1 protein-coding gene is annotated in these 2,074 nt (G+C 65.0%); it reads right to left on the reverse strand.

Annotated features, from left to right (window positions below):
• Positions 1 to 49 precede the first annotated feature (49 nt).
• Positions 50 to 2,074: putative transposase (locus E3O45_RS17625; RefSeq protein ID WP_166789537.1), on the reverse strand; the 2,025-nt coding region annotated here is incomplete at its 5' end.

The raw sequence follows: 2,074 nt of genomic DNA on the forward strand, positions 1-2,074 counted from the left end.
CTCAGGGGTCCTGACATGGGCGGCTTGATTCGATATATTCCGGCGTAACTCAAAGCCGGTCTTTGATCGCATAGTGCATGATCAGGTCGGTGCCTGGATAGCGGGTTTCGGTGTCGGTGAGGCTCGTGCAGAGCTCACGAACGGCCGCGGTTTCACGCTGGGTCGGCATGGGGTCCAGGGTGATGCGGAGGATGCCGGGCTGGGTGGGATCGATGTCGCCGGGCTGCTTCAGGATCTGCCGCACCAAGTTGTGGGCTTCGCGGTCGGCGCGCTGAAACCTCGTGTTGGTGCGGACCTCCCGGGCGAGGGTGACGGCGGTGTTGAACGCGGCCATCCGGATGATGTGGGTGAAGCGCTTCATCTCCTGATCCAAGACCTGCTGCCCGGGCCGGCTTTGCCCCAGCGGAACCCGCGCGGGTAGCTGCCGGTAGGCGTCATCGGCCGCAGCCGCCGTGGCTTCAGCAGCGATCAGGGGTGCGTGAATGTCGTTGTGCATCTGGTTCGTGATCATGATTCCGTCGGCGCCGGGGGCCGGGGTGTTGATCGCCAGCATGGCCGACGTCACGGCGCCAGCGACCGCGTCGCGGTGGATGCGGGCGTTGTGCTGCACCAATTTGGCTTTCGCCTTGACCGGATTGGGCACCAGACGGGTCGCGTCGTCGTCACGGCTGGCGTAAGAGTCGTGGGCGTCGAGCGCGAACCGTTCCCGGCCGAACCGGAAGTAGTTCTCCTGCCGCCACCGCGCCGCCATCCGAAACACGACCTCGGCAGTGCTCATCGTCGTTTGGGTGTTCAGGGTGGTGAGGATATGAATCTGCCGGGTGCCGCCGCCGTGGGCGCGCGGGACGATCTGGGACACTTGCCGCATCCGAAAGGTGTCGCCCGTCTTGGCGCTGAGGACGACGTCGACCTCGGTGTCGGCGACCCGGTCCCAGGTGTGGGTGATTCCCTGCTCGTCCACATGGCTGACTGTGGTGAAGAGAATTTCGTCAACGTCGGGTGTGGCGCCCTTCCGCCAGGTCAACACGTCAAACCCCTCGGTGTGCAGGTGGGCGAACAGGGCCGGGGACCAGCCGCCACGGTCAAACCCGACCAGCATGCGTCGGTCGTCACCGATCATCGCGCGCAGCTTCGGCGTGAGGGCTTTGAGCTCGGAGACGAGGGAGGCGCTGGGCTGGGCCATGACCATGAACAACGGGTCTCCGTTCGCCGCGGAAACCCAGGTCTCCTCCGTGGCGGGAACGGGCATCTTCAACCGGGTCGAATGCAACCGCCCGATCTTCTTCCCACCCTCATAGGCCCGGGTATGACCGTCAACATAAACGATGCCGAGCAGTGCGGTGTCCGCGTTCTTATCGGCGGCGAAGCGTTCGAAAGCGATCAGCGACATCAGCTCGGGGACCTTGCCGGTGTCCACCAGCCCTTGATACTGCCGGCGGATGGTTTTCACCTCCGGCGACCGGTCCAAACCCAGGATCCGTCCGAAAGCGGTCGGATTCAGACGGGTGGCGCCTTCCGCCCGGGGTTCTCCGACCAGGGTGCGCAGCACACCCTCCAGCAGCAGGGTGTTCAACCCGTAAACCCGGTTCGACAGACCGGTGAACACCTTCGGCGCGCAACACAGCAGCAGGGTTGTTTCCAACGCTGGAAGTGCGAAGAACATGCCGGCCAGTGGGACGCGTGCTGCCGGGGCGAACACCGGCGGCAGCTCCGTCAGCGACCCCAACGATGCGGCCAAACGCTCATTGGTGCGATCCATCGGGGCCGGGAGAACGGGTAACTCGTCCGGCACGGACATGGCGAACAACGTGGGTTCCACCGGCGCGGAGGGGGCAGGCAGGGCCACCGGGGACCGGCTTTCGACGGCGGCGGGGGTCAGGGTGAGGGCCCGGCGGACACTGAATTCCGACACGCCGACCTGCGTGCCGATGCGCGTGTTGGACAGCCCGGTCGTCTTCTTTAACTCCTGAATGCGCGTAATGACCGAGGTGGTGAGTTTGGAGCCACCCTTCGGGCCACGTTTTTCGCTGGTCAGCGCGGCAAAGCCGTCGTTTTCCAGTGTGCGGTGCCACTT

This window comes from Cryobacterium sp. TMS1-20-1, assembly GCF_004402355.1.
GTDB lineage: Bacteria > Actinomycetota > Actinomycetes > Actinomycetales > Microbacteriaceae > Cryobacterium > Cryobacterium levicorallinum.